The following is a 5,415-nucleotide window of genomic DNA, read 5'->3' on the forward strand; positions in this document are numbered from 1 at the left end:
CGCCAGCAGCAGGAACCCACCGAAGCGACTCAGGGGCGGCTCAATGCCGCTCCTGAGCGCCGTAGGTATCTCCGGCCTTCAGGCCGGGGAGGATGTCAACGTATGGACACGGCCAAGACCAACGGGTTTGCCGCCGATACGCACCATGAGGCGGTGCGCATTTATGAAGCCCTGCGCAAGGGCATATTCCGTGGGGAAATCCTGCCTGGCGACGAGCTGAACCAGGTCAATATTTCCCAGCAGTACGGCGAAAAAACGCGGAGTGTCGAAGAAACGGGCCGCACATCGGCGCGGCCGTCACGGGACCTGCTCGCGCTGCAGCGCCTTGCGCCCGCAGCGCGCATCGTGCCGCCGGGCGCCGCGATGCGCCGGCGGCCTGGGCATTATTTGCCCTCGCCTTCGTAGGCGAACTTGCCGTCGCGCACGATGCCCATCACGCGCGAACGCTCGTCGAACCCTTGATGGTCGGTGGCGGAAATGTTGAGCACGCCGTTGGGCACCGTGAGGTTGGACGTCGACTCGATCGCGTCGCGCAGCGCTGCACGGAACTCGGGCGTGCCCGGCTTGGCGCCTTTCTGCAGGGCGCGGCGCACGGCATCGTCGAGCAGCATCCAGGCGCCCCAGGCATCGCCCGCGAACTGTGTCACGGAGCCCGGGCCGAACTTGGCCTCGTAGCGGTCGACGAACTCCACGGCGACTTTCTTGACCGGATGGGAGTCCGGCAGCCCGTGCGCCACCACGCCCGGACCGGTGGGAAACAGGGTGCCCTCGACGGTCTTGCCGCCCAGCCGCAGGAACTCGGGCGTTGCGATGCCGTGTGTCTGGTACATCTTGCCGCGGTAGCCGCGATCGACCAGCGTTTTCTGCGGCAACAGCGCGGGAGTGGACGACGCCGCCACCAGCACGGCGTCCGGCTTGGCCATCATGATCTTGAGCACTTGGCCGGTCACGGAGGTATCGGTGCGGTTGTAGCGCTCATTGGCGACGACTTTGATGCCGGCCTTGGCAGCGAGCGGGGAAAACTCGTTCCACCAGCTCTCGCCGTAGGAATCGTTGAAGCCGATGAATCCGACGGACTTGACACCGGCGCGGGCCATGTGGCCGACGATGGCGCTCGCCATCAACGAGTCGTTCTGCGGCATCTTGAAGGCCCATTTCCGCTTGGGGTCGGTATGCGGCTCGATGATGGAAGCATTGGCCGCGAGCGCCACCATGGGCGTCTTGCTTTCGGCGATCACGTCCAGCACGGCGAGTGCAGCCGGCGTGGTGTTGGGCCCGACCAGCACGTCGATCTTTTGCTCGGAGGTGAGCTTGCGCACGTTGGTCACCGTGTTGGTGGGATCCGACCCGTCATCGAGGATGACGTAGTGGGCCTTCTGCCCGCCCAAAGTCTGCGGCCACATCATGACCACGTTCTTGGTAGGTATTCCGATCGCGGCCGCAGGACCGGTCGTGGCGATATCGACACCCACCGTGATGTCCGCCCGCGCGGCGGACGCCAGCACCAGGCCGGCCAGCAGGAACCCGCGCACTGCGCAAGATTTCATTGGTAACCCCCAAATATCCGAATCGGGCCGGCAACAACGCTGTCGTCAGGCGAGACGAAACCGGCCAGGCTGTAGTTTACGCCGGCCGGGCAACCCCAAGGGGCCACTAGTCCGGTAAATCCGCGCCGAGCTCTCCCGACGCCACGCGCAAGTCCACTTCGGCGTGCAGCACGGCTTCGGCCAGGTCGAGATAGGTGTTTTTCTTTTCGGCCACGACCTGTACCGCATCGACTAGATCCAGGATGGAGCCGCGGCCCAAGGTATAGGCATCCTGCGCCATCTGCCGCAGCCGGGGAATCATGGCCAGGCCATCCTGCTCGAAACGATCGGCCAGCCGCTTGCGCCGGTCCAGCTGCTCGGCGGCCCGCCGCAGCTCGCCTTCTGCCGCCAGCACCACGGCACGGCTGCGAAGTCGCATGCCATCGGCTTCGGCCGCCGCCCGGGCGATCTGGCCCTGGTTGCGGTCGAACAGCGGAATGGACACGGCCACGCCGTACTCGATGCTGCGCCCGTCGCCATTCCTGAGCTGGCCGACGGTGAACGTGGGCGTCGGATACGCGTTGCGGCGCTCGGCCTCGAGCTGCTTCTCGGCGACGTCCTGCTGCGCCAGTGCCGCCCGCACCGACGGAAGGCGGTGCTGGGCCTGCGGCCACAACGACTCGAAACTCGCCGCATTCCAGTTCGTGACGATGGCGCCAGCCGCGCGCGGCCGCCACGCGGGAGCTCCCACGCTTGCGGCTACCCGCGCCGACGCCTGGACCGTTTCGGCCTGCGCCCGCGCCAGTTGCGCATCGAGCGACGCACGCTCGATTTCCAGGCGCGTCAAATCGTAGCGGCTGCGCGCCCCCGCCTCCACCTGGCCTTGCACGACACGCAACGCATTCTCCAGGTCCTCTTTCGCCTCGAGCCAGCTTTTCTCGCGCTCCTGCGCCACCAGCAGCGACATGAAGTCCCGCGCCGCCTCCTGCAGCGCCTGCGCATAGGTCAATCTCAGCTGCGCCCGCGCCGCTTCGACGCCGCTCCTCGCGGTCTCGATGCGCGCGCCGCGCTGGCCGAACAGCGGCACTTCTTGGGAAAGCGTGGCCTCCCGCTCGCCGCGCTTGTGGGTATAGGCCAGGCTCGGGTTGGAAAACGTCTGCGCCGTCAGCAGGTCGGCCTCGGCCAAGGCCACCCGGATGCGCTCGGCCTGTAGGGCGGGACTCTGCCGCTTGACCAGTTCCAAGAGCTGCGGCAGGGTGACTTCCGGGGGCAGCGGGCCTTCGGCCCGGGCCTGGGCCAGTCCCAGCGCCAACAGCGCAAGGCACAATAGCTTACGCATGAGCATCTCCCGTCATGGCGGCATCGCGCTCTTCGGCAGACACGAGGCGCCGCGGCCCGAGCCAGGCGTACAGCACGGGTAGCACGAACAACGCCACCAGCGGAAGCACCGCCATGCCCCCCACCACCACCGATGCGAAGGGGCGTTGCGTCTCGCTGCCAACGCCCGTGGACAAGGCCATGGGCAACAGCCCGATCAGCCCTAGCAGCGCCACCATCAGCACGGAGCGCATGCGCTCGGCTGCGCCTTCGACCAGGGCGGGCAGCATGGCCACCCCTTCGCGCCGCAGGCTTTCGACTGCGCTCACCACGAGCAGCCCTGCCAAGGCCACCTGCCCAAGCAACGCGATGAAGCCGATGGCCGCGCTGATGGAAAGATCGATGCCGGTCAGGTGCAAGGCGACGATGCCACCCACCATCGCGAACGGCGCCGTGAGCAGGATGATGGTGGCACTGCGGGCGCTGCCCAGCGCACTGAACAGCAGCGCGAATACCACCAGCAAAGAAAGCGGGACGACGATTTTCAAGCGGTCCGCGGCACGCTGCTGGTTTTCCCATTGCCCGCCCCACTGCGCAATGTAGCCCTCGGGCATCTTCACTTCCTTGTTGAACGCAGCGATGGCCTCCTTCACGACCGAGCCGACGTCCCGTCCGTGGACGTTGAACTTGAGCGCCATGTAACGCGCATTGCCCTCGCGGAAAATGGAGGCATTGCCTACCTTGAAGTCGATGCGCGCCAGGGCATGCAGCGGGACGTACGTGCCGTCTGGGGCCGTGACGGGGATGTCGCGGATCCTGGCTTCGTCCATGCGGTCCACGAAAGGCAGCCGCACCCGCACCGGCACGCTGCGCTCGCCTTCCCATGCCGTCGTGACGACCTTGCCGGCCAGCGCCGTCTCCACCGCCGTATCCGCGACCTCCATGGAAATTCCGTAACGTGCGAGCGCCTCCCGGTCGAACTCGATGTGCAGCTGCGGCGCCGGCGCATCGCGATATAGGTCCAGATCCACGACGCCTTCGATGTCGCGCACCACTTCCTTGGCCTGCAGGAGGATGCCGCGCATGGCCTCGATCTCGGCACCGTAGACTTTCAGTACCACGTGTCCGCGCGCCCCGGCGGTCGATTCCTCGACGCTGTCGCGGATGGGCTGGGCGAAATTGAACTGCACGCCGGGAAGATCGGCCAGCGACTCGCGCATCTGCGCGACCAGATCGTCCTTGGTCACGCCCTTGCGCCATTGCTTGCGATCCTTGAGCCGCACCAGCACCTTGGCAACGTTGATGGTCTCGTTGTCCGTGCCGTCTTCGGGACGGCCCTGTTCACTGGTCACCGACACCGCCTCGGGCAACTGCTTCAGACGCATGCGTATGATGCGCAACAGCTCCTGACCCTTCTCGAGCGAGATGGAAGGCGGCATCTGTACCACCACGTAGGCATCGCCCTCGTCCAGCTCGGGCAGGAATTCCGTGCCGAGGTGCGATGCGGCGTAGAGCGCCGCCGCCAGGACCGCCACGGCCGCGATCATCAGCTTGCGCCGATTGCGTTCGCTCTCGAGGATGCGCGCTATCCATCCCGAATAAGCGTGGTGCATGCGCAGGAACACCGCCGGCTCTGGCGCCACCACGTCCTTGGGGCGCAGCAGCAGCGCGCACAGGGCCGGGACCAAGGTCAAGGCAAAGGCCAGGGCGCCGAGCAGCGCGAATGTGTAGGTCATCGCCAGCGGGCGGAAGATGCGACCCTCTATGCTCTCCAGCGAAAAAACCGGGATCAGCGCCGCGATGACGATGGCCATGGCAAACAGCGTGGGCTTGGCCACCGACATGGCCGCCTCGATGATCAGGCCGTACATGTCGCGCCGCGACGTCGGCTTGCGCAGCCTCGCCTTGTGGATGATGACTTCGGTCAAGACCACCGCCCCGTCTACGATGATCCCGAAGTCGATCGCCCCCATGGAGATCAGGTTTGCCGGCATACCTAGCATGTATAGCCCGATGAACGCCACGAGCAGCGACAGCGGAATCACCACGGCGACGATCAGCGATCCCTGCAGGCTGCGCAGGAACAGCCACAGCACGCCCACGATCAGGCAGGCGCCGAACAGCAGGTTGTGATAGACCGTCTGCAAGGTGTGATCGACCAGCTTGGAGCGGTCGTAGCTCGGCTCGATGCGCATGCCTGCGGGAAGCAGGTTGGCATTGAGTTCGTCCACTTTCTTGTGGACCTGCTCGAGCACCTTGGTGGGATTCTGGTCGCGCTTGAGCAGCACGATGCCTTCGACGATATCGTCTTCGTCGTCCATGCCGACCGAGCCCTGGCGCGGCGTATAAGACTGCACGACGCGCGCAACGTCCTTGACCCGCACCGGCGTATTGTTGTGCACGTCGAGCACGATGGTCTCGATGTCGCGCGGCGTGCGCAGCAAACCTATGCCGCGAATGATCAACGCCTGCTCACCCCGCTGGAGCAGCCCGCCCCCCACGTTCTGGTTGGACTTAGAGACAGCCTCGACCACGCGATCCAGGGTCAGCCGGTGAGCCATCAGCTTGGCGG

4 protein-coding genes are annotated in these 5,415 nt (G+C 65.9%); 1 reads left to right on the plus strand and 3 read right to left on the minus strand.

Translation table 11 applies throughout. The features are described 5' to 3' along the window. The first annotated feature begins 102 nt into the window (after positions 1 to 102). Positions 103 to 405 carry a hypothetical protein gene (locus IRZ12_RS15215; RefSeq protein ID WP_296470126.1) on the plus strand — a complete coding sequence of 101 codons (303 nt, stop codon included), beginning with the start codon at positions 103 to 105 and terminating at the stop codon, positions 403 to 405. Here the strand turns inward: IRZ12_RS15215 and IRZ12_RS15220 are convergent. The 3 genes from IRZ12_RS15220 to IRZ12_RS15230 all read right to left on the minus strand — a co-directional run. Continuing rightward, positions 384 to 1,547 carry an ABC transporter substrate-binding protein gene (locus IRZ12_RS15220; RefSeq protein ID WP_296470128.1) on the minus strand — a complete coding sequence of 388 codons (1,164 nt, stop codon included), beginning with the start codon at positions 1,545 to 1,547 and terminating at the stop codon, positions 384 to 386. The genes IRZ12_RS15215 and IRZ12_RS15220 overlap by 22 nt on opposite strands. Before the next feature lie 106 nt (positions 1,548 to 1,653). Then, the gene (locus IRZ12_RS15225; protein WP_296470129.1) at positions 1,654 to 2,865 is read right to left on the minus strand and encodes a TolC family protein; all 1,212 of its coding nucleotides are present in this window, start codon (positions 2,863 to 2,865) and stop codon (positions 1,654 to 1,656) included. Then, positions 2,858 to 5,415 (minus strand): efflux RND transporter permease subunit (locus tag IRZ12_RS15230; protein ID WP_296470130.1); only part of this gene is annotated, 2,558 nt, incomplete at its 5' end. The genes IRZ12_RS15225 and IRZ12_RS15230, both read right to left, overlap by 8 nt.

The sequence above is a fragment of the Pigmentiphaga sp. genome (assembly GCF_019689535.1).
GTDB lineage: Bacteria > Pseudomonadota > Gammaproteobacteria > Burkholderiales > Burkholderiaceae_B > Pigmentiphaga.